Annotated in this window: 21 protein-coding genes; 17 read left to right on the top strand and 4 right to left on the bottom strand. The window is 38.5% G+C overall.

Going from position 1 to position 22,061, the window contains the following annotated elements; genetic code table 11:
- Positions 1–7: 7 nt before the first annotated feature.
- From PP182_RS06400 to argH, 15 genes are all read left to right on the top strand, one after another.
- Entirely contained in the window at positions 8–808 is an 801-nt protein-coding gene (locus PP182_RS06400; protein WP_272650507.1) for a helix-turn-helix domain-containing protein, read from the top strand.
- Positions 809–895: 87 nt separating this feature from the next.
- Positions 896–1,441 (top strand): cupin domain-containing protein, encoded by a 546-nt coding sequence (locus PP182_RS06395; protein ID WP_272650506.1) that lies wholly within the window; start codon positions 896–898, stop codon positions 1,439–1,441.
- Positions 1,442–1,609: 168 nt separating this feature from the next.
- Positions 1,610–2,953, top strand: coding sequence for a glycosyltransferase 87 family protein (locus tag PP182_RS06390; RefSeq protein WP_272650505.1), 1,344 nt, complete (start codon positions 1,610–1,612; stop codon positions 2,951–2,953).
- 231 nt (positions 2,954–3,184) lie between these two features.
- Positions 3,185–3,802, top strand: a complete 618-nt coding sequence (locus PP182_RS06385; RefSeq protein ID WP_272650504.1) for a GNAT family N-acetyltransferase — start codon at positions 3,185–3,187, stop codon at positions 3,800–3,802.
- A gap of 24 nt (positions 3,803–3,826) precedes the next feature.
- Positions 3,827–5,014: an argininosuccinate synthase gene (gene argG, locus PP182_RS06380; RefSeq protein ID WP_272650503.1), complete on the top strand. Its 1,188-nt coding sequence runs from the start codon at positions 3,827–3,829 to the stop codon at positions 5,012–5,014.
- Positions 5,007–5,981 carry an N-acetyl-gamma-glutamyl-phosphate reductase gene (gene argC / locus PP182_RS06375; protein WP_272650502.1) on the top strand — a complete coding sequence of 325 codons (975 nt, stop codon included), beginning with the start codon at positions 5,007–5,009 and terminating at the stop codon, positions 5,979–5,981. The genes argG and argC overlap by 8 nt, the downstream gene beginning before the upstream one ends.
- Before the next feature lie 31 nt (positions 5,982–6,012).
- Positions 6,013–6,807 (top strand): pyrroline-5-carboxylate reductase, encoded by a 795-nt coding sequence (gene proC / locus PP182_RS06370; protein ID WP_272650501.1) that lies wholly within the window; start codon positions 6,013–6,015, stop codon positions 6,805–6,807.
- A gap of 4 nt (positions 6,808–6,811) precedes the next feature.
- On the top strand, positions 6,812–7,939 hold the full coding sequence (locus PP182_RS06365) for an aspartate aminotransferase family protein (RefSeq protein ID WP_272650500.1): 1,128 nt from the start codon (positions 6,812–6,814) through the stop codon (positions 7,937–7,939).
- On the top strand, positions 7,936–9,132 hold the full coding sequence (locus tag PP182_RS06360; protein ID WP_272650499.1) for a glutamate-5-semialdehyde dehydrogenase: 1,197 nt from the start codon (positions 7,936–7,938) through the stop codon (positions 9,130–9,132). The genes PP182_RS06365 and PP182_RS06360 overlap by 4 nt, the downstream gene beginning before the upstream one ends.
- A 111-nt stretch (positions 9,133–9,243) precedes the next feature.
- Positions 9,244–10,008, top strand: a complete 765-nt coding sequence (gene proB, locus PP182_RS06355; RefSeq protein WP_272650498.1) for a glutamate 5-kinase — start codon at positions 9,244–9,246, stop codon at positions 10,006–10,008.
- A complete protein-coding gene (locus PP182_RS06350) occupies positions 10,005–10,952 on the top strand; it encodes an acetylornithine carbamoyltransferase (RefSeq protein ID WP_272650497.1) in 948 nt (315 codons plus the stop codon). The genes proB and PP182_RS06350 overlap by 4 nt, the downstream gene beginning before the upstream one ends.
- On the top strand, positions 10,949–11,698 hold the full coding sequence (locus tag PP182_RS06345; protein WP_272650496.1) for an SDR family NAD(P)-dependent oxidoreductase: 750 nt from the start codon (positions 10,949–10,951) through the stop codon (positions 11,696–11,698). The genes PP182_RS06350 and PP182_RS06345 overlap by 4 nt, the downstream gene beginning before the upstream one ends.
- A gap of 1 nt (position 11,699) precedes the next feature.
- Positions 11,700–12,479, top strand: a complete 780-nt coding sequence (gene argB / locus PP182_RS06340; protein ID WP_272650495.1) for an acetylglutamate kinase — start codon at positions 11,700–11,702, stop codon at positions 12,477–12,479.
- 1 nt (position 12,480) lies between these two features.
- Positions 12,481–13,545, top strand: coding sequence for a M20 family metallo-hydrolase (locus PP182_RS06335; protein WP_272650494.1), 1,065 nt, complete (start codon positions 12,481–12,483; stop codon positions 13,543–13,545).
- 13 nt (positions 13,546–13,558) lie between these two features.
- Entirely contained in the window at positions 13,559–14,839 is a 1,281-nt protein-coding gene (gene argH, locus PP182_RS06330; RefSeq protein ID WP_272650493.1) for an argininosuccinate lyase, read from the top strand.
- Here the strand turns inward: argH and PP182_RS06325 are convergent.
- Entirely contained in the window at positions 14,836–15,690 is an 855-nt protein-coding gene (locus PP182_RS06325; RefSeq protein WP_272650492.1) for a YihY/virulence factor BrkB family protein, read from the bottom strand. The two genes, argH and PP182_RS06325, sit on opposite strands and share 4 nt — an antisense overlap.
- 272 nt (positions 15,691–15,962) lie before the next feature.
- On the opposite strand from PP182_RS06325, the gene PP182_RS06320 reads away from it, so the two are divergent.
- Both PP182_RS06320 and PP182_RS06315 read left to right on the top strand, forming a co-directional pair.
- A complete protein-coding gene (locus tag PP182_RS06320; protein ID WP_272650491.1) occupies positions 15,963–17,561 on the top strand; it encodes a M1 family metallopeptidase in 1,599 nt (532 codons plus the stop codon).
- A gap of 59 nt (positions 17,562–17,620) precedes the next feature.
- Positions 17,621–18,892: a hypothetical protein gene (locus PP182_RS06315; RefSeq protein ID WP_272650490.1), complete on the top strand. Its 1,272-nt coding sequence runs from the start codon at positions 17,621–17,623 to the stop codon at positions 18,890–18,892.
- A gap of 217 nt (positions 18,893–19,109) precedes the next feature.
- On the opposite strand, the gene PP182_RS06310 is transcribed toward PP182_RS06315, so the two are convergent.
- From PP182_RS06310 to PP182_RS06300, 3 genes are all read right to left on the bottom strand, one after another.
- Positions 19,110–20,174 (bottom strand): zinc-binding metallopeptidase family protein, encoded by a 1,065-nt coding sequence (locus PP182_RS06310; protein ID WP_272650489.1) that lies wholly within the window; start codon positions 20,172–20,174, stop codon positions 19,110–19,112.
- A 21-nt stretch (positions 20,175–20,195) separates the two neighbouring features.
- Complete coding sequence (locus PP182_RS06305) at positions 20,196–21,038, bottom strand: pseudouridine synthase (protein WP_272650488.1); 843 nt, start codon at positions 21,036–21,038, stop codon at positions 20,196–20,198.
- Between the two features lie 112 nt (positions 21,039–21,150).
- Positions 21,151–22,056, bottom strand: a complete 906-nt coding sequence (locus tag PP182_RS06300; RefSeq protein WP_272650487.1) for a geranylgeranylglycerol-phosphate geranylgeranyltransferase — start codon at positions 22,054–22,056, stop codon at positions 21,151–21,153.
- Positions 22,057–22,061 lie beyond the last annotated feature (5 nt).

The following is a 22,061-nucleotide window of genomic DNA, read 5'->3' as shown; positions in this document are numbered from 1 at the left end:
GCTATATATGAAGCCTTCTTTAGTAGCCATAGAGCCGATTAACACCAAAAAAACAACCAAAAAATATGCAGGTTGTTTTGCGGTCTGTCTTCTAAAAAACAATATCGATTGGATAAAGATCGATGGTGAAACCTACATGAATGCTGCCAATTCCATTTTTTTTCTACATCCTAAAACCGATTGGGAAATAAGTAAGAAAGAGAGTGAAATCTCTAACGGATATATTTTGTATCTAGCTTCGGAGATTTTGAACAACCCCATGTTAAGTAAACTTCATATCAATGAGGTACGTTTGTTTTCGGGTGAAGAGATACCAAAAATCAATTTAGCACCTGGAATAGAAAAAAGGGTTTTTAGTATTTTGGAGATGATAGATGAATTGGTGGATTCGCACCTTAACCATAAAGAAGATGCGATAATTTCATTATTAAATACTTTTTTTGTGTATTGTGATGGTCAATGCAATATCAAATCGGTCATTTCGGAAAACAACAGCAAGAAATCTATCGTTTATCAATATAAAAAATTGATGGATAAGCATGTTTGCGAATTACACGAGGTTGAGGAATATGCCAATATTCTAAATATAAGTAGCAAATACTTGAACGAATGCGTTAAAGAGGTTTTAGGAGTAACCGCTAAGAGTCTAATAACAGAACAGCGGATCATGAGGGCACGCCATCAACTTAAGTTTTCAGATAAGAGTATCAAGAAAATTGGGTTTGGTCTTGGATTCTCATCAGCGGATTACTTTAGCTACTTCTACAAACAACACACGGGTTTTACGCCTTCCATGCACCGGGCATAATAAAAATCCCAAAATCTAAGGCTTTACGGAGTTTTTCATAGGAAGCAAATACCTGGATGCCATTAACTTGCTTAAAAACTTAAGAATATGGACAGAAAAAAATTTATTAAGGCAACGGGATTGGGATTGGGTGTAACCCTTATTGCTCCACAAATATTAAGTGGCAAATCCCAAAAAGACCTATCAGTTGAAAATAAAAATGACCCAAAAATTATTAAGGATGACGAGGGTGAAACCATAAATGTTATCGGGGATATTCAGACCCACAAAATTTTAGGAAGTGAAACCGGTAATCAGATTATGGAATGGGTCGACAATGTAGAACCGGGAGCAGGAATTCCACCTCATGTCCATACCAAAGAGGATGAAATTTTTCGTGTAATAAAGGGAGAGGTTGAGATTATGGTAGATGGTAAAACCAATATATTAAAAGCTGGGGACCTTGCCTTCGCCCCAAAAAATGTACCTCATGCCTGGAAAGTTGTAGGCACGGAAAAAGCTAAAATGATTACCTCTGCCTTTCCCGCAGGGATTGAGGTAATGTTCCATGAGTTGTCCCAATTGCCACCGGGTCCTCCAGACCTTGTTAAAGTTGGTGAAATTTGCGGAAGGTATGGAATCAGCTTCGTGTAAAGAAAAAATAAGAAATTGTGAATCCTGCGGATGGCCCTATAAGCCGTCCGTTTTTCATTTATTATATTTCATGGGGAATCCCTGTGGTTTTAGAATAATCGGTAACAAAAAGAAGCATCCCTAAAAAAATCAAGTAAATTAGCATGTTCTTAAACCAAACCTAACAAAGTGTCCAGAAGATTTACCACGTATCTTCAACTACATAAACTGCCTCTACTTTTTGCGCTGTTTTCCTTGATATTTTATTATTCCTTAGCCTACCAAGTTGAGCGAACAGACTTCATTAAATTGATTACCCTATTTGCAGCACTTTTCTTTTTTTGCTGGAAGCTTATTCAATTTGAGAAATGGAACTATCGATTTTTATTGGTAACGGGTATCTTGGCCAGATTGGTGTTTATAGCTTTAGAACCTCATCTATCACAAGATTTCTATCGTTTTATATGGGACGGAGAATTGGTATCACATTTCATTAATCCTTACTTGGAAATTCCAAATAGCTTAATAGAACAAAAGAATTTGTTCATTGCCAATGCCCAGGAACTTTACCAAGGCATGGGAGGCCTAAGTGCTAGGCACTACAGTAGCTATCCTCCCTTAAATCAATTGTTTTTTGCACTTGCAGCACTTTTTGGTGGAAAATCCATCATGGGCTCCATAATGGTTATGCGATTGACGATAATTCTTGCAGATTTAGGAATATTTTATTTCGGCCGTAAATTATTGAAGAACCTCAACCGCTCCCCTCATTTAATTTTCTGGTATTTCTTAAATCCGTTAGTCATAGCAGAACTTACGGGCAACCTTCATTTTGAAGGCGTCATGCTCTTCTTTTTAGTTTGGTCCCTCTATTTACTATCCCAAAATAAATGGCAACTGGCAGGAATAGCCTTGGGCTGTTCCATTTCGGTCAAACTCGTTCCCCTCCTTTTTCTGCCGTTGTTCTTGAAATATCTAGGTATTAAGAAAAGTATCCTTTTCTACGGAATCGCAATCATCACTACTTTAGTTTTGTTTATCCCTTTCTACTCCCCAGAATTTATCTCTAATTATTCGCAGACCGTTGGACTTTGGTTTTCAAATTTTGAGTTTAATGCAGGCTTCTATAATATTATAAAACATATCGCGATTTATTTCGATGAAAAGCCTTGGGAGTTTATTAAATCCTATGGAAAAATCACTCCATATGCCACTATTCTTTGTGCGCTCCTTTTTGCATTTTTTAGAGATAATAAAAACCTATTGAGCCTTATGGGTTCTATGATGTGGTTATTGACAATCTATTACATGATTTCCACCACGGTTCACCCATGGTACATTATTACCTTAGTGCTATTAGCATCCTTTAATTCGTATAAATACCCTATTATTTGGTCCGGGGTAATTGTACTCAGTTATTTTGCTTATTCTCAAGTGAACGACAAAGAGAACCTATGGTTACTGGCTTTAGAGTACACCATCGTTTTAGGCATCTTGGTTTACGATGTAATTGCACATACTAACAAAAAGTAAAGTTTTTGTAAAAAATTTTACTTCAATTAGGTAGGTTCTATATTATTTGTACATTTACCTCATAATGAACGAGGATAATTACATTTTAGCTTTAAGGAGTCTTCAGTCTCCAACACGTCCCGTATCTCGCCGTCGTCGCCCGTAAGGGTATTATTATTTTCATGGAATTAGGTGAGTCCATTTCCGCACGAACAAAATCATATTTTATATTTCTTTTAAACTCTAATAGCAATGAAGCTAGTTGTTGCTAACGAATCACATTTTAAATACGCACAGATTATTTGCGATACCATTGGTGAATCCGCTAAGGTTCGAGGTACTGGTATTGCCAAACGAACACCGGAGTACATTCAAAAAAAACTATCGAACGGTAATGCAATCATCGCCTTGGATGGCGAAAAATTTGCAGGCTTCTGTTACATCGAGGTGTGGGGTCATGAAAAATTCGTGGCTAATTCTGGGTTAATCGTACACCCAGATTACAGAGGGCAGGGACTTGCTAAGACCATTAAGGCCAGAATTTTTGAGCTGAGCAGGGAGAAGTTTCCAAATGCGAAAATTTTTGGTATCACTACAGGGTTAGCGGTTATGAAAATTAATTACGAACTTGGCTACCAACCTGTTACGTTTTCCGAACTTACGGATGATCCTGAATTCTGGAAGGGATGTCAAACCTGTAAAAACTTTGATATTTTGACCAGAACGGAAAGAAAAATGTGCCTTTGTACCGGGATGTTGTACGATTCGGAAAAAAAGGAAAAGGACAACAAGAAAAAGGAAATAACCAGCAAGTCTTTTAAAAGGTTAAAAAGCATTAAGGAAACTTTGTTTTTAAAGAAAAAAAAGTAAAAGTCAATACATAAAATAGAACGCATGAAATTAGTATTAGCATATAGTGGGGGATTGGACACCTCCTATTGCGCAAAATATTTATCAAAGGAAAAGGGATTCGAGGTACATGCGGTGAGCGTTAATACCGGCGGATTTTCTACTGAAGAAATAAAAACCATCGAAGAAAAGGCTCTGGAATTGGGAGCAACTTCATACACCTCTATTGATGCCGTACAGACCTTCTACGATAAGGTAGTTAAGTATCTAATTTTCGGGAACGTACTTAAGAACAATACCTACCCTTTATCTGTTAGTTCCGAACGAATTGTACAGGCTATCGAAATTGTAAACCATGCCAAAAAAATTGGAGCCAAGTACATTGCCCATGGTAGCACGGGTGCGGGAAACGACCAAGTTCGTTTTGATATGATTTTCCAAATTATTGCACCGGAAATAGAAATTATCACTCCAATAAGAGATAATAAATTGGCCCGTGAAGTAGAAATTCAGTATTTAAAGGAAAACGGAGTAGATTATCCTTGGGAAAAAGCCAAGTACAGTATTAATAAAGGTCTTTGGGGAACCTCCGTAGGCGGAGATGAAACCCTTACATCGGACAAGCCATTACCCGATAGCGCCTACCCAAGTCAGTTAGAAGAAAAAACACCAACAGATGTGAAGCTGACCTTCGAAAATGGTGAGTTGGTAGCCATAGATGACATTTCCGACAAACCTGTGAACAATATTGAAAAGTTAGAAGACATGGCCTCCAAATATGCCATTGGCAGGGACATTCATGTGGGTGATACCATAATAGGAATTAAGGGAAGGGTTGGATTTGAGGCCGCGGCTGCCTTGATTATCATTAAGGCCCATCACCTATTGGAAAAGCACACCTTGACCAAGTGGCAACAATATCAAAAGGAACTACAAGGAAATTTCTATGGCATGCTCTTACATGAAGGAAACTATTTAGATGCCGTGATGCGAAATATAGAAGCCTTTTTAACGGATACCCAAAAAACGGTGTCCGGGGATGTATTTATAAGCTTATACCCATTCCAATTTAGATTAAATGGAATTTCGTCTCCGCACGATTTAATGAACGCTTCTTTTGGAAGTTATGGCGAAATGAACAAAGGTTGGACGGCCCAGGAGGCTAAGGGCTTTATCAAAATACAGTCTAACGCAGGAAAAATTTATAACCACGTAAACCAAAACGATGATTAAGGCAGGTATTATCGGCGGCTCAGGTTATACTGGCGGGGAACTGATTCGAATTTTACTAAACCATCCCGCGGTGGAAATCGATTTTGTCTATTCCACCACAAGGGCCGGTAAAGGTTTATCGACCGCACATACCGACCTTTTAGGACTGACGGATTTACAATTTACAGGTGATGTAAACCTAGAGGTTGATGTTGTATTCCTCTGTTTAGGACACGGAAATTCCTCCAAGTTTTTATTGGAAAATGAGTTTTCATCCGAGACTATCATCATTGATTTAAGCAATGATTTTCGGTTACGGGCGGATGCCAATTTCAACGGGAAACAATTTGTCTATGGTCTACCCGAATTGAATTCAAAGAAAATCGTAAACGCACAATACATTGCAAATCCAGGTTGTTTTGCCACAGCGATACAATTAGCCTTACTACCGCTTGCGGAAAAAGGAAAACTATCGGAAAACATTCATGTAAATGCCGTAACGGGAAGCACAGGTGCAGGCGTAAGCCCTTCGGATACTTCCCACTTTAGCTGGAGAAATAATAATGTAAGCTGGTACAAACCTTTTACGCATCAACACTTAGGGGAAATTAACGAAAGTTTAAATTCCCTACAGGAAAAAACGGGAGAACTATTTTTCCTTCCCAATCGGGGTAACTTCACCAGAGGGATTTTGGCTACCGCATATACAAATTTTACCGGTACTCTTGAAGAGGCCAAGAAATTTTTCAAAGGATATTATGCCGATGCGGTTTTCACTCATGTTTCGGAAGAGCCACTCCATTTAAAACAAGTAGTGAACACGAACAATTGCCATATTCATCTGCATAAGCATAACGATACCCTATTGATTACTTCTGCCATCGATAATTTATTAAAAGGAGCATCCGGGCAGGCGGTACAGAACATGAACTTAATTTTAGGCCTGGAAGAAAATCTTGGACTAAATCTTAAGGCGAGTGTTTTCTAGATGTCGTTGAAAAACAATAAAAAATAGACACATGAAAATAGCCATTATAGGAACAGGTAATTTAGGACTTTCCATAGCTAAGGGGATACTCAATAGTAATGGTGCAACGAGTATGTACCTTACCAAAAGAAATGCAGAGTCCATCTCCGAGTACGAAAAATATGGAAACGTCACTGTTACTTCAGATAATAGGGAAGCGGTGGCTAAGTCGGACATTTTAATTTTTGCGGTTCAGCCGAGTCATTTTGCCGATATACTTGAAAGCGTCAAAGACCTTTTGAACGATAACCATGTAATCATTTCCACAATCACCGGTTTTGAAATTCATAAGATAGAAGCCATTATCGGATCCGATAGATATATCATTCGAAGTATGCCCAACACTGCTATTTCAGTCGGGGAATCCATGACCTGTATCTGCAGTAATGATAAAGGTAAAAACCGTATTGATTTGGCCAAGGCGATTTTCAATAGAATGGGACATTCCATGCAAATTCCCGAAGCACAAATGCAGGCGGCAACAGTTATCTGTGCCAGCGGTATTGCTTTTTGGATGCGTTTAATAAGAGCTACAACACAAGGGGCCATTCAATTAGGCTTCGATGCGAAGGAAGCTCAGGAACTAGCCATGCATACTTGTAATGGAGCGGCAAAATTATTGATAGAATCCGGCAACCATCCGGAAGAGGAAATAGATAGGGTTACTACCCCAATGGGCTGTACCATACAAGGGTTGAACGAAATGGAGCACCAAGGATTAAGCTCATCCCTTATCCAGGGTATTGTAGCTTCCTACGATAAAATAACGGAGTTCAAAAAAAGATAGATAGATGAAACTTTTCGACGTATATCCACTGTACGATGTTACCCCGGTTTCCGCAAAGGGAATGATAGTGACAGATGACAAAGGCCAAGAGTATTTGGATTTCTACGGTGGCCACGCCGTAATTTCCATTGGGCACTCCCATCCACATTATATTAAACGATTAAAAGACCAATTGGACAAAATAGGGTTCTACAGTAATGCGGTCCAAAACCCTTTACAAGTGGAATTGGCGGAAAAACTAGGAACTCTTTCAGATTGCGAAGATTACAATCTCTTTTTGTGCAATTCAGGTGCTGAGGCTAATGAGAACGCATTAAAAATGGCCTCCTTTGTCACTGAAAAATCAAGGGTGATTGCCTTTAAAAATAGTTTTCATGGCAGAACCTCGGCAGCTGTTGCCGCTACGGACAATGTAGCAATAAACGCCCCAATCAACAAACAACAGCAGGTGACCTTTTTAAGTTTGGATGATACAGAAGTCCTCAAAAAAGAACTGGGGAAAGGTGATGTTTGTGCGGTAATCCTTGAGACCATACAGGGCGTTGGCGGATTGGATGAGCCGACCACTAGTTTTTGTCAAGAAATCGCTTCCTTGTGCAAGGAAAACCAGGTTGTATTAATTGCAGATGAAGTACAGTCCGGATTTGGAAGAAGTGGAAAATTCTTTGGATTTCAACACCATGGTATTCAGCCGGACATCATAAGTATTGCCAAAGGTATGGGCAATGGTTTCCCTGTTGGAGGAATATTGATACATGAAGATATTAAGGCAAGTCATGGTCTATTGGGAACTACTTTTGGTGGTAATCATTTGGCCTGTGTTGCCAGTTTGGCCGTTTTGGAGGTCATTGAAAAAGAAGATTTAGTAAAAAATGCAGCCAAAATCGGTGCATATTTTAGCCAAAAGGCAAAAGAAATTCCACAAGTAAAAAGGGTAAAAGGTAGAGGATTGATGTTGGGATTGGAATTTGATTTTGAGGTAAGTTCACTGCGAAAAAAACTGATTTATGACCATCATTTGTTTACCGGAGGCGCAAAAGACAAGTATGTACTTAGAATCCTGCCAGCTTTAAATATTACGGAAAAGGATATCGATATTTTTTTTAAAGCCTTAAAAGCAGCATTACATTGAGCAAGCCACTAGACATAAAAGTGCGAAATGCCGTGTTAACTACCATGGCACGATTAATTTCTATAGAAAAATCAACGTTATTGGAAGCCAATCAAAAGGATTTGAATGGCTACAATGGTGAGGATTTGGCCATGGCCGACCGATTAAAAGTGGACAAATCCAAAATCGAGGGAATGATTTCGGCTTTGGAAAAACTGGCCAACGAACCGGATCCCCTCGGCATTGAACGTTTTTCCTTTACCCATGAAAATGGAATTAGAGTCAGCAATAAAACTGCTCCTTTTGGAACCATTCTAATCATCTATGAATCCAGACCGGATGTCACCATTGAGGCGGCGGGAATCACTTTTAAATCGGGTAACAAAATCTTATTAAAGGGTGGAAAGGAGTCATTTCACAGTAATCTTTTCTTGGTAGACCTTTGGCACCAAGCATTGGAGGAGCATAGTTGCTCCTCAGATTGGGTAACCTATCTCCAATTTAACCGATTACAAACCCAAGCTTTTTTGGAAAATCCATCACAAAAATTGGATTTGATAGTTCCTCGTGGCGGAGAAAAGTTAATCGCCTTTGTGAAGGAACATGCTACCTGCCCAGTTATCGTCAGTGGAAGGGGAAACAATTTTGTCTATGTGGATACAGAGGCCGATCTGCAGATGGCTCTCGACATTATTATCAATGGGAAAACGTCAAAAATATCAGCATGTAACGCCTTGGACAAAGTTCTTATTTCAAGAGATTTACCAAGAAAGCAGGAGTTTTTACAACATCTCACCCAATCCTTGAAAAAGCATAATGTCGAAATTTTGACGGATGCCAAGTTGGAAGGTTTGGAGGGAACATCAGTAATTCCCCACGAAAAGGTCTGGTATGAGGAATTTTTGGACTATAAAATTCTTATAGGCCAGGTTCCCGACTTAAATGAAGCGGTAAGCACTATAAACACGTATGGTGGAGGCCACTCCGCCGTTATCGTAACCAACAACGATGAAAAGGCCGACGAGTTTATGACTTCAGTGGATTCTGCGGCAGTGTATCACAATGCCTCGTCCCGATTTACGGATGGCGGACAGTTTGGACTCGGTGGGGAGTTAGCGATAAGCACGGATAAATTGCACCAAAGAGGGCCCATTGGCCTTCAACATCTGGTGACCAATAAGTGGTATGTAAAAGGCAACGGTCAGGTAAGGTAAATGGTTGATGGTAAAATAAATAAATCTGTCAGGTCGAGTGCAGTCGGGACCTTAGTTAGGAGTTAGAAAAATTATTAAGCAAACGGCTAAAAGCTAAAGACAAGAAAAGTAATGTCCAAAAAAAGAATTTTATTAAAAATTGGCTCCAATACCCTTACCAAGGAAACCGACCAGATTTCTAGAGGTAAGATTGAGGATATCGGTAGGCAAATTGCAAAGCTTAAAAACGATTACGAGTTCATTCTAGTAAGTTCAGGTGCTATTGCCGCCGCCAAACAATTTGTAAACTTGGAGCACAATGGAAAGGAAATTACGGTTAAGCAGGCCTTGGCATCCATAGGTCAGCCCCATTTGATGCGTATCTTCCAGGAAAACTTTAGGGAGTTGGGGCTTTTCACCTCACAATGTTTGCTTTCTTATTCAGATTTTGAAAAACCGGAATCCAAGGAAAATATAAGGAACACCATTAACGTGCTGGTAGAAAATAATTTTATACCTATTATCAATGAGAATGATACCGTAGCTACGGATGAAATTCAATTTGGTGACAATGATAAACTTGCGGCCTTGACCGCTAGCCTTCTAAAGGCAGACTTATTGATTATTGCCACTAATACCAATGGAATTTACGTAAAAGAGACCATCAATCATATCAGTCCCAAAACCATTTTGGAAGTTAATTATATCAGTGATTTAGAGAAGGAAATCAGTATGGAAAAATCTTCCCATGGTACCGGTGGGATGGAGTCTAAAATGGAGGCCGCTAAAATTGCAAAAAAAGCTCACATTGAAACCTGGATTGTGAACGGCCTTAAGGATAATTTTATTTTGGATGCGATTGAAGGCGCATCAAACTTTACAAAAATCAAGATATGAAGAATTACTTGTCCATTAGTGATATAGACAATCTATCTGAATGGGTAAAAGAAGCTCAGAAACTAAAGGCTAACCCCAAAGCGGATAAAAAACTGGGTGCAGATAAGACTATTTGCCTGCTTTTTTTCAACAATAGTCTTAGAACCCGTTTAAGCACACAAAAAGCGGCCATGAACTTGGGCATGGAGGTTATGGTCATGAATTTTGGTAATGAAGGTTGGGCGTTGGAATACGGAGATGGCACCATAATGAATCAGAACACTTCAGAACATATTAAAGAGGCTGCCCAAGTAGTTTCACAATTTTGCGATATTGTGGCCATTAGAGCTTTTGCCTCTTTGACCGATAAGGAACAGGACGAAGCCGAAGTTGTGTTGAACGGTTTTAAGAAATATACCAGTATTCCCATTGTGAATATGGAAAGCTCTGTAGGTCATCCATTGCAAGCTTTGGCCGATGCCATTACCATGGAAGAACAAAAAACAAAGGTCAAGCCCAAAGTGGTTTTGTCATGGGCTCCTCATCCAAAGGCCCTACCCCATGCAGTGGCCAATTCCTTTGTGGAAATGATGCAACTGCAAGAAGCCGATTTTGTAATCACCCATCCTGAGGGATATGAACTGAACGAAGCCATTTCCAAAAATACGACCATTGAATACGACCAAAAAAAAGCATTGGAAAACGCGGATTTTGTGTATGTAAAAAATTGGAGCAGTTATACCGATTACGGAAACGTTTCAAATCAAGATTCTAATTGGATGATGACCATGGAAAAATTGGGTTCGGCCAAATTTATGCACTGTTTGCCGGTACGTAGAAATGTGGTGGTCGAAGATGCGGTGCTGGACAGTGAACAAAGCTTGGTTATTGAACAGGCCAATAATAGGACCTATGCCGCACAAATTGTTTTAAAAAAAATATTGGAAAGCCTATCAAAGAGATGAGCCTAAAACTGAAAGACAAAGTTTGTATTATTACCGGTGCCACTAGCGGAATGGGAAAAGCTATTGCGGAAAAGTTGTCGGCAGAAGGTGCTAAGTTGGTTTTATCCGGTAGGGATAAGGTACGCGGCTCAAAATTGGAATCAAGTCTAGATAATTCTATTTTTTTGGAAGGGGATGTACGTGAATTAGGCTACAATGAAAAACTGGTAGAAACTGCCATATCCAACTTTGGAACGTTGGATGTCGTATCCTTAAATGCCGGAATTCTTGGTTTAGGAAACGTGGTGGATTTACCTATTGAGGTTTGGCACAGTACCATCAATACCAACTTGAGTGCTATTTTTTATCTAAGTAAATATGCAATCCCCCATTTAAAAAAATCAAAAGGAAATATTTTAATCAATGCATCGATTGCGGCTTTCAAAAGTTTTCCAAATCATCCAGCATATTGTGCCTCTAAGGCAGGTTCTGTTGCCATAATGAAACAAATGGCCGTAGAATATGGTCCAGATATAAGGGTCAATGCAATTTGTCCCGGACCGGTAGATACACCATTGCTGTGGGATTCGGCTAAAGCTTTCGAACATCCGGAATCTGCCGTGGAAAATGCCGGTAAATCTACTTTGTTAAAAAGATTAGGAACGCCTGAGGAAATAGCAAAACTATCTTTGTTCCTAGTCTCCGAAGATGCCTCTTGGATTACGGGAACGGCTATGACCATTGATGGGGGAATCATAAATTCATAGTATGAAGGAGAAATTATCCATAGTAAAAATTGGAGGAAACGTTATTGAGAACACAAGTGAACTAGAAAAATTTTTGACCCTTTTTTCAGAATTGGAGGGTTTAAAAATCTTAGTCCATGGAGGGGGCAAATTGGCCACTCAATTAGCAACAAAATTGGGAATCAAGTCCAAAATGGTCGGAGGACGAAGAATTACCGATGCCGAAACCTTAGATATTATAACCATGGTCTATGCGGGTCTCACCAATAAAAATATTGTGGCCCGGTTACAGGCTAAAAACTGTAATGCTATAGGATTAAGTGGTGCAGATGGTAATAGCATACAGGCTCATAAAAGACCTGTAAAACATGTTGATTATGGTTTTGCCGGCGATATCGATAGCGTGAATACCGCTTTACTCGCCCATCTACTAACTTTAAGACTAACACCGGTTTTCTGCGCTATGAGTCACGATGGCAAGGGACAGTTGTTAAATACAAATGCGGATACCATTGCATCGGAACTTGCGATTGGTCTAGGAGATATCTTTGTCACTACGCTTTATTACTGTTTTGAAAAACCCGGGGTATTGTTAAATGTTTCCGACGATACATCCGTAGTTAAAGAAATCGACACCAAAAAATACAAACAGCTTTTGGCCGGAGGTGTAATTGCGGATGGTATGCTTCCTAAATTAGAAAACTGCTTTCATGCATTGAATAATAAGGTGGATACGGTTTGTTTGGGAAATATGGACATGCTAGATAAAAACGATTCTATGTTCACTACCTTAACTTTGTAAGATGAATCAGAACCAACTAACGAAAAAGGCGATTGAATTATTGAAGGAATTAATCGCTATCCAGTCTTTCTCAAATGAAGAAGAGGGTACAGCAGCTGCTATAGAAAATTGGTTTAAAGCTTTTGATATCTCCTTTGAAAGGGAGCATAACAACGTTTTTGCCAAGAACAAGTATTGGGATGATTCCAAGCCAACCTTGCTATTAAACTCGCATCATGATACGGTTAAACCCAACCAAGCCTATACAAAAGACCCTTTTTATCCTCATATTGAAGATGGCAAACTTTTCGGTCTAGGCAGTAATGACGCGGGCGGGTGTTTAGTATCTCTAATTGCCACATTTACCTTTTACTATCGTTCCAAAATCTTGAGTCATAATATCTTAATGGTGGCTTCGGCAGAAGAGGAAAATGCAGGTGAGCATAGCTTACGTGGACTATTACCCCGTTTACCAAAAATAGATGTTGCCATTGTCGGGGAACCTACCCTAATGCAATTGGCCATAGCGGAAAAAGGCTTGGTTGTTTTTGATGCTACGGTAAAAGGTACTCCATCACACGCGGCACATCCTAATGACAATAATGCTATTTATAATACCATCAAGGTTCTGGAGTGGTTCAAAAACTATTCCTTTGACAGGACCTCGGAAGCTTTGGGGGACGTTAAATTGACCGTTACCCAGATAAATGCCGGCAGCCAACACAACGTAGTTCCCTCACAAGTGGATTTGGTGATAGACGTTCGCGTGAACGACAAGTATACCAATAAAGAAATCGCTGAATTATTGAGGTCGGAAGCTCCTTGTGAACTGAAAGAAAGAGGTTTAAAACTAAATTCGTCTCGAATTGACAAGGACCATCCTTTGGTAAAATCAGGAATCGCCTTGGGAAGGGAAACCTACGGTTCTCCAACCCTATCCGATCAAGCAGCATTAAGTTGTCAATCCCTAAAATTGGGACCTGGTGACAGTACGCGTTCCCACTCAGCCGATGAGTATATTTACGTTCACGAAATTGAAGAAGGAATAGATTTGTATATTAAAATATTGGAAGGATTCCTGAAATAAAAAATCGTCAAAAATGAAACTTTGGGACAAAGGATTTAGCACGGATAAAAAGATAGACCATTTTACGGTTGGCAATGATCGTGAATTAGATTTGTATTTGGCCAAGTATGACGTTGTTGCATCAAAAGCACATGCAAAAATGTTGGGTAAAATAGGATTGCTTAATACAACAGAAACAGAGGACTTAGTTTCGGAATTGGATAAAATTGAGGATTCCATAGAAAAAGGCGAGTTTACTATTGAGGAGTCCTTCGAGGATATGCATTCGAAAATTGAATTTATTCTGACTGAAAAGTTAGGCGATACAGGAAAAAAAATACATACGGCACGCTCAAGAAATGACCAAGTATTGGTAGCCATGCATCTCTACTTGAAAGACGAACTCAAAGAAATAAAAAATCAGACAAAATCACTTTTCGATTTACTTTTAAATCTAGCCGAAGAACATAAATCCGTTCTACTTCCTGGATATACCCACTTACAGATTGCCATGCCATCCTCTTTTGGACTATGGTTCTCCGCCTATGCCGAAAGCTTGATTGATGATCTTTACTTTATCGAAGCAGCACACAAAGTAGCCGACCAAAATCCCTTGGGCAGTGCAGCCGGTTATGGTAGTTCCTTCCCTATAGATAGGAACTTCACCACCAAGGAAATGGGTTTCAAAACATTGAAGTACAACGTTGTATCCGCTCAGATGGGAAGAGGAAAAGTAGAAAAAGCTACAGCTTTTGGAATGGCCAGTATTGCTGCAACACTCTCCAAAATGGCTATGGACATATGTTTGTATATGAGCCAAAACTTCAACTTTGTTTCGTTTCCAGATGAGTTAACTACGGGCAGTAGTATTATGCCACATAAGAAAAACCCCGATGTATTTGAGTTGGTTAGAGGAAAGTGTAATAAACTGCAATCCATACCCAACCAGTTGACTTTAGTCATCAATAATTTACCAAGTGGTTATCACAGAGATTTACAATTGGTAAAGGAAATCATTGTTCCCGCAATTCAGGATATGAAGGCTTGTCTGGAAATACTGACCTTTAGTTTAAAAGAAATTCGAGTGAACAAAAACATTTTGGAGGACGAGAAATACGATTATCTCTATAGTGTTGACACCTTGAATGAGCTCGTCCAAAATGGAATGCCATTTAGGGATGCCTACAAAAAAATGGGGATGGAAATCAATGAAGGGAGTTTCGTTCCAAAAAGAGATATTTCCCATACCCATGAAGGCAGTCTGGGAAATCTATGCCTTGAAGAAATCCGTGCTAAAATGAAAAAAAAGGGTTAAGCCGATTTTATATACTTATCTGAGTAAACCTTTGTAAACTGGGCCCCAAAGGTCACTATTAAACTGGAATATGAAACCCAGAGCATGACCAAGATTATAGAGCCTGCAGCTCCATAAGTAGAGCCCGGCTCGGCTTTTCCAAAATAAAAGGCAAGCGCATATTTCCCCAACAGAAACAAAAGGGCGGTCAGTCCAGCTCCAATTTTTACGGCACTCCATTTAATTCTCACACTTGGAAGATATCTGAACATAGCGCCAAACAAGAAATATATAAAAACGAGGGACAGTAAAATATCCATGACAAAAGTCCATTCCACTATACTGGTAGAAAGCAACCTTGACAGTTGCTTGGAAAAGGCAGATAAAAATGAGGTGATTACAAAGCTAATGAGCAATAAGAATCCAAATATCAGAATAAAGCCGAAACTCTTCAACCTACCAAAAAGAGTGGCTATAATTTCATTGGAATAGTTTGGTGATACACCCCAAATATCGTTCAACGCGTTCTGCAGTTGGTAAAAAACTCCAGTTGCTCCGTAAATTAGCACACAAATCCCCAAAAAAGTGGCTAAAGTAGAGGTATTCTCACTACCAGGATCGGACAACATTCCTTGAATCGATTGAGCGGTTTCCGGCCCCATGGCTGAGGATATTTCTGAAAAGAGTTCCCCTTTAACAATTTCTTTGCCCCAAATAGCACCAACAACTTCCAAAATAATTATCAATAACCCAGGCAAGGAAAGAATCGCATAATAGGCTATTACCGCACTAATTTTAAACGGTTCTTTTTCTAACCAAGCGTTAAAAGTGCTTAGTAATAATTTTGGCAGCTGCCTTAAAGAAAACCTCATCTCAATCCTATTTTTATTTAACCTGAATCAAGGTAGAACAAAGAATAGATCATCCTTGATGCAAATCAAAATTTTAGTGCTCTTTATTAAATAATAACTATTGTTATTTTTCAAAGCACATTTAATTTGAAAAGAGTTTTAAACTAGAAGACTATAGAGAGGTTCTTATTGACCCATTTTTGATTTTTAAGACTTATGGTGCCCTCTTTGTGTGGATAAAATGGATATATATTCTATATTAGACCCTTATCTTTTATTGCCCATTTATATTCATGAAAAATCGATTTTTAGGTTTCACTGCTTTCTTTAGTTTATTTCTTCTTCTTAACTATTCTCTTCATTGTCAGGATACCTATATTAGAAATGATTCCGCTGATGTTAAAAGTTACATCTTCAATCTTGAGTTAAGCGACGAGAACGATGAAATAAAAGGAACAGCCGAAATTTTAGTGGATTTTAAGGGTGATGCAAAACCTTTTAGTGTAGATTTAATAGGTAAATCCGGAGAATTTGGGATGGAGATTACTCAGGTTTTGGAAGGTGATGAAAATGTCAACTATTCCTTTGAAAACAATAAAATAAAGATTTCACCAAGCCAAAATAGCCATGATTATCAAGTTTTTAAAGTATCCTACCATGGGGTACCCGAAAGAGGATTGGTAATTGACACCACTAAATTTGGTCAACGTTCCTTTTTTGGGGATAATTGGCCCAATTTAGCACGCCATTGGTTACCGTCGGTCGACCATCCCTATGATAAAGCTTCAATAGAATTTCAAATCACCGCACCTGACCATTATGATGTAGTGGCCACAGGAGAAAAAATCGAAGAAAGCTACCTCGAGAATGGTAAAAAATTAACCGTTTATAAAGAGCCTGCGCCAGTTGCCATGAAAGTGGTCACTATAGGCGTTACCAAGTTTGCGAGTAGACTATTGGACAAGGTCTACGATATTCCGGTATCAGCCTGGGTATATCCTGAAAACCGATTGGATGGTTTTTCAGATTATGGTGTTGCTACCAAAGTCCTAAAGTACTTTATAGACCAGATCGGTCCCTACTCTTATGCCAAATTGGCCAATATGCAGGCAAAAACCCAATGGGGCGGACTGGAAAATGCGGGTACCATTGCTTATTTTGAAAATTCCGTCAATGGTAAAAATGAAGTGGAAGGACTTATTGCTCATGAAATTGCCCATCAATGGTTTGGAAATTCCGCTTCGGAAAATGATTGGAACCATGTATGGCTCAGTGAAGGTTTTGCCACTTACTTTGCTATTTTATATCAAGAAAGTGTGTATGGTGATGATAAAAGAAAACAAGAATTATTGCTAGACAGGAATGAAATCATTGATTATTTCAAGAAAAACCCCTCTCCTATAGTTGACCCTTCCATAAAAGAACCTTTAAAGGTTTTAAGTGTAAATACATATCAAAAAGGGGGTTGGGTCCTTAATATGTTACGTCGCGAGCTAGGAGATGAACTTTTTTGGGAAGGGATAGTTTCCTACTACAAAAGGTATCAGAATGCCAATGCTATGACGGAGGATTTTAAAGAAGTGATGGAGCAAGTATCCGGAAAAGAGCTGGATAAATTTTTCCAGCAATGGGTATTTACCAAAGGTTATCCTGAATTGAAATGGGAGTGGCATTATGAAAAGAATAAGCTCTATATAGATATAGAACAAGTACAGGATTATCATATATTTTCTTTTCCATTGGAAATTCAGGTTGACGGAGTTATTGATAGAACCTACTCACTGGACATCAATAGCAAAAAGACGACTTTTGAAATTCCATTAAAAGCAGCACCTAAAGAAATCCTTTTAGACCCTGATTTGTGGTTATTATTCGAAGAAAGAAAGTTTTAGGGCTCTTAAAACTTGTTTCTGAATTACAAAAAGTTCTCTTGATTGGGTAACTTTTGCGAATGAAAAAAATTGGTTTAGGTGTAGGTATTATCATCTTGGTATTAATCCTTTTGACCTATTTTTCAATTTCTTCCACGGATAAAGAATTTACCACTTGTATCGTTAAAACTACAGAAGATTTGGAATCATTTGATTTTTCCAAACATGATTCTGTTACCATTTCGCCCAGTATGCTATACAAGGCAAACCCTATAAAAACAATAATACAGGGTGAACAGTACCGCGAAGCTTGGTCCACCCCCGTAAATTTCCCTATCGTATATTTGGATACACTTTTCGGGGGAGTGGAAATTTTAGAGGAAGGCGGAGGAAAACAAACACACAGTTTAAAGTTGAAATCTAAAGAGGGATACATCTATACATTAAGAAGTATAAACAAAGACCCAAAACCTTTAATTCCGGAATGGGCAAAAACATTAGGTTTAGAAAATATTATCGTAGATGGTATTTCCGCACAGCATCCTTTTTCGGCATTAGCCGTCGCTAGATTGGCGGACAAGGCAAATTTAATTCATACCCAACCTAGGGCCGTATTCATTCCACAACAAAAGTCCTTAGGAAAATATAATGAAAATTATGGAAATAGAATCTACCTTTTGGAGCATGAAACCGAGGGCGGTAGAAACTGGATTCCTTATCAAGGAGTTGAAGAAATCATCGATACCGACGACCTCCAAGAATTAAAAGTTGACCTTGGGTCTGATTTAAAAATTGACAGAAAAACACTGATAAGGGCCAGATTGTTCGACATTATAATTGGCGACTGGGACAGACATTCCAAACAATGGGGATGGGCAGTAACAAAGAAGGAAAGAAGCTATACCGCAGTGCCCATTGCAGGAGACAGGGATAATGCATTTTTTAACATTGGCGGTTTAATTCCAACCATCATTTCAAATAGGCACTTGCTCCCTGGACTACAGTCCTTTGAAAAGGACATAGATTATCTTCCGGGTTTAGTCATGCCTTTTGATGTTTACTTCCTAAAAAATAGCTCCAAGAAGGAATTTTTGACCGAGGCCGAAAAATTACAAAGCATGTTAACAGATCGTATGATAGCGAATAGCTTTAAGGTATGGCCAGAACAACTTTACAAATTAGATGCAAAAGAGATTATTGGTAATATTCAATCCCGAAAAAAGAACCTTCCCCAAATAGCCGAGGATTTTTATGAAATTCTAACCGAGAAGGAATATCTAAATACACCTTTAAAAGGTTCGGAGGATTTGGGTTTACCCAGTCCTTTAATCCGTTGTTTTGACTGCCTTTGATTTGGGTTTAGGGTACTTTTGTTTTCTGTTTTTTAAATATTTATAACCCACATAGCCCAGCTGGGCCCCAATTAACAGAAGTTTTGTCTTTCTACTCTTAACCAATAATTTTGCAAAGCCTAATACCGGTGATATATTCATGTTATTTGTTTTACCTCAATAAAGCTTTAATAAGATAAAATAGATAACCCTTTTGAGTCAAAATTTGGTTCAAATGCTAACCCCTTCGATTTAGGAGGTTATGAATAAACTCTAATTTTATTTTTACAGGATCGGATATTACGAAAGGATAGGGGTCATCCTCCCCCATAGAGCGATTCATACTGTTCATCGTATACAACAAGGGTATGCCAGTTTCCAAGATAACCCCAAAATTCTTTTCTTGGTAAGGGTCAAAATTGGCTTTCATTTCTAGCTCGCTTTCTTTATTGAGTTTTGGCGCTGTTCTTAATCCAAAATTAAAGGCCGTTTCAAGGGCATCCATTAAATGAAGATAATGAGACCAGGTTTCGGCCCAGTCTTCCCAAGGATGTGAAGAAGCATATTTACTTATATAGAAATCTTGCCAATTGCCCATTGGGCCGTTAAAATAATGCTTACTCAGAGCATCGGGATAAGAGGTGGATTCGTCACCAAAAACATTTCTAAATCCATCAAGAACTGCATTATCAAAACGTACAAGTCTATCCCAATAATAATGTCCCACTTCATGTCTAAAGTGTCCTAAAAGCGTTCTGTAACGCTCTTCCATTTCTTGCTTTACCTTCTCTCTAATTACTGCATCGGCCTCTGAAATTAAAATAGTTACTACCCCATTGGCATGTCCAGTTTTTATATCCTTGTCAGCACTGTCAAAATCTTCCTTCGAAAGAAAGTCGAAACAAAGTCCGTTTTCAGAATTGATAGTTTTGCTTATAACGGGCAACCTCAGTCGCAAAAGTTGATATACCAATCTATGCTTGGCAAATTCGATTCGTTTCCAGCGCTTTAAGTTTTCTTCGTTGCTTAAGTCAGGTATAGTCCTATTTAATGAGCAGGCCAAACAAAAATTTGATGAGTGTCGCACGGGAACCAACCAATTGCAAGTACCGTGTTGGTTATTGGAACAGTAAGTGTAATCATTACCATCTAAGGCCGGTATGTTCCATTGTATTGAATTAGGGTCCAGAGCAACCATTTGGTTATAGTAGGAGGAAAAACCCAAATAATGGCCACAACTAACGCAGATATTGTTTTCAAAGACAACAGTATTGTTGCAGTTAGTGCATTGAAACAATTTCATTCGTTAGTTATTTTAGTACTCCTATTTAATCATCTTTAAGTTGATGATTTCTTGTTCGGTAAGGTAGCGCCAATGTCCTCTAGGTAAATCTTTTTTTGTGAGTCCACCATAAACGACACGGTCCAGTTTTATGATTTTGTAATCCAATTGTTCAAACAACCGTTGCACAATCTTACCTCTGGAACTATAAATTTCAATACCCACTTCCCTTTTTGGAGCATCTGTGATATAGCTTATATCTTGGACCTTTACTATTTTTTCATCGACCAGCACACCTTCTTGGATTTTTTTAAGATCGGCGCTTCTTAAATCCTTGTCCAATACAAGATGAAAGATTTTTCGCAATCCATTAATAGGGCTTTTTAATCGCTTGGTAAGGTCGCCGTCATTGGTGAATAAAAGTAGGCCAACATCTTCCTTATCCAATTTGTCCACAGGAAGTAATTTTGACTTTGAAGCGCTAGAAATTAACCCAGAAACATGGCGCTTCCCCTTTTCATCCCTGATTGAAGTGGTAAAATCCTTGGGTTTGTTTAGCAACACATATTCCTTTTTAACGGGATTTAGTAACTGACCATCAAATTTCACCTCATCGGTGAGCTTAACTTTATACCCCATTTCAGTAATTGGCTTTCCATTTACCGTTACACTACCGGCGGCAATATAGATATCTGCATCCCTTCTTGAACAAACTCCTGAATTTGACACATATTTATTTAGTCTAATGGAATCCGGGTCACTAAACTGTTTGGAAGAAGTGTTTTTCTTTATTGGAGCATTTCCCCGAGCATAACTCTTTTTTCTGAAATTCCCTCCTTGTCTTCCAGACGCCTTGTTCCCTTTTTTGGAATCATCCCTACTCATAACTTCCTGATTTTGTACAAAGGTAGCAAAGGGAAATGTATGAAATATGGAATTCGGTTTTTGTTTAACACAGAAAATTGAAATAGGACCAAAACAAAGCTCGATATGGGTACTATAAAATACGGTTCAGTACCAAGTCAACATCAATAAGTAGTATACTAAACACACCAACAACAATGATCAATTTTAGAATGTTATGCAACCATACAAAATGCTTTCTAGTGCTAGATTTGGCCAAGATAATCGTAAATACTATGAACAAACCAATACAACCGGCAAAATAATAATTCATGTAGCCCACATCGAACTTAAAAGTTAATAGCAAAGACGGAATAAGTGTAAATAGGAGCAGTATAACAATTAAAATTTTAGAAACACCCACACCATAAATAATAGGTACGGTCCTGTAATTTTGAGCAACATCTCCTGAAATATTTTCCAAGTCCTTAATAACCTCCCTTACCAAAATCAAAAGAAATAGAAACATGGCATGGACAAAGATTACCGATTCAAAATTCTTATAGTACACAAATACAGCAAAAAAAGGGGTTATGGCCAATGTTGCAGAAACAAAATTTCCTAAAAAAGGGATTTTTTTGAGCTTATGGGAATACAACCAAATACCGAAAATATAGGCCGAAAAGAAAAGAACCGCTTTAAAAGAAACATAGCTAGCGGCAAATACGGCCAAAAAATTCAGAATAAAGTAGGCGGATAATTTAAACCGTTGACTTACCAACCTATCCAACATACTTTTTCTAGGCTTGTTAATTAAGTCTTTCTCCGCATCATAGAAATTATTAATAATATAACCACCTGCTATGACCAAACTGGAAGCTATAACAATAATAAAAAGATTTACATCGAAAACCACTTGTCTTAAGGGGAGATCAGGAGAAAGAATATATATAGATGCCAAGTACTGTGCGATAACAATCATCAAGAGATTATACCCACGTACAACGGAAAAGAGACTCAAAACCTTTAATAGCAAGAGTTTGTCTTTTCTACTAAGCATGTATT

The sequence above is a fragment of the Maribacter sp. PR1 genome, from assembly GCF_028464145.1.
Taxonomy (GTDB): Bacteria; Bacteroidota; Bacteroidia; order Flavobacteriales; family Flavobacteriaceae; genus Maribacter.
The sequence above is the reverse complement of the archived record's forward strand: the minus strand, read 5'-3'. Positions and strand labels throughout refer to the sequence as shown.